Source organism: Desertibacillus haloalkaliphilus (assembly GCF_019039105.1).
Taxonomy (GTDB): domain Bacteria; phylum Bacillota; class Bacilli; order Bacillales; family KJ1-10-99; genus Desertibacillus; species Desertibacillus haloalkaliphilus.
Genome location: NZ_JAHPIV010000116.1, coordinates 1 through 445, shown reverse-complemented (window position 1 = coordinate 445; position 445 = coordinate 1). Strand labels below are relative to the sequence as shown.

Below are 445 nucleotides of genomic sequence, written 5' to 3'. Positions count from 1 at the left end.
GATAGATACACGTAAATCAATTTTTCGAAGGTCGAGATCAATTTTAAATCGACCATCTTGAGGCAAACGTTTTTCTGCAATATTTAATTCGGCCAAAATCTTTACCCTTGAAACGAGAACATTGTGCATGTTCTTCGGAACCGTTCTCTCTTGGCGAAGGACTCCATCCACCCGAAAGCGAATAATTGTCTCCGATTCTAATGCATCTATGTGAATGTCACTTGCTCCTTCTTGAACCGCTTGAGAAATAAGCTGATTGATCATTTTTGCAACCGGCGAATCATCAGATTGCTGCATGTCCAAAAGTGTTTCATCATCTGTTTTCGTAATCATATCATCAAGCATTTGATCGATTGACTTTTGAATTCCATAATAACGATTAATTGCCAAACGCACTTCTTCTTTTTTTGCTATAGCAGGCTCAATTTGAAAACCAGTACTCAGC

Annotated in this window: 1 protein-coding gene; it reads right to left on the bottom strand. The window is 38.4% G+C overall.

The features are described from left to right. Positions 1-445: GspE/PulE family protein (locus KH400_RS21115; RefSeq protein WP_217228007.1), on the bottom strand; the 445-nt coding region annotated here is incomplete at both ends.